Below are 895 nucleotides of genomic sequence, written 5' to 3' on the forward strand. Positions count from 1 at the left end.
TCATTTTATTTGTAATTTGTGACTTTGAGCTTGTAAGGTAATATAATAAAGTCAATGTAAGGGGACGCATAGTGTAATTTGCTGATCTTGCACGGTTGATCTGGCGGTTTGAATTGTAACCGCACAGTCTGGGTATGAGTATGTAAATTATTCATAGATTTATGTGTAAATTTTTACATTTAAATACTTTTGTTATCTTATGCAGTAAATAATAGTACCAATAAAGGGTATTGGTTTTTTAATTAGGATGGTTTAGATATGCCAAGCAGACATAAACGTCATAAGCAAAATTATCCTTTAACAAGTTGGTCATCGGATCAAGATTGCTTATTGATAGAATATAGTTTTTTAAGCCCAGACTATTTGAGCGAAATGTTGCCGTATTCAATTGATGAAATTACTGCACGTAAAGAGTTTTTAGGGCTATTACGTAAAGAAAAAAATTATGGTCAAATGATGGGATAAGCCATTATCCCATCCAATTTAAATTCATTCCAAGTTTCTGTTTATTCTAGATTTATTGTTTAACTTTTAAAAATTGACATTGCCTGCTTAAACTCTTTGAAAAATCTATGAATTTTTGAGTTTAATTCCTTATTTCGTTTTGATTGAGAATTCCTTTGTATCCATGGATTGTAATCACACACAATAACGTATTTATCTTTTAATTTTTTTGTAATAATTAAATAATTTATTTATATTTCATGTTATTGATTTTAATTTTTTTTAAGTGTATAAAATTATAGAGAGAACAATAAGAGGAAAAATAATATGAATGCTTTAGAAATACTTGTAACCTCAACCATGTTCCTGATACTGACTATCCTGATATATGCTTTTGCCCAACTATCCAATCCAATCATCTGAAACAAGCCTCCGAATGGAGGCTATATTT

The 895-nt window shown here is 29.1% G+C and carries 1 protein-coding gene; it reads left to right on the forward strand.

Annotated features, from left to right (window positions below; translation table 11 throughout):
• The first annotated feature begins 258 nt into the window (after positions 1 to 258).
• Positions 259 to 465 (forward strand): acyl-CoA thioesterase, encoded by a 207-nt coding sequence (locus tag KPC_RS20015; protein ID WP_121976030.1) that lies wholly within the window; start codon positions 259 to 261, stop codon positions 463 to 465.
• Positions 466 to 895 lie beyond the last annotated feature (430 nt).

The sequence above is a fragment of the Acinetobacter stercoris genome, assembly GCF_900323515.1.
Taxonomy (GTDB): Bacteria; Pseudomonadota; Gammaproteobacteria; order Pseudomonadales; family Moraxellaceae; genus Acinetobacter; species Acinetobacter stercoris.

Excerpts from the sequence above, each read along its gene's own strand:
- KPC_RS20015 (WP_121976030.1), top strand. The coding sequence starts at position 259 with ATGCCAAGCAGACATAAACGTCATAAGCAAAATTATCCTTTAACAAGT.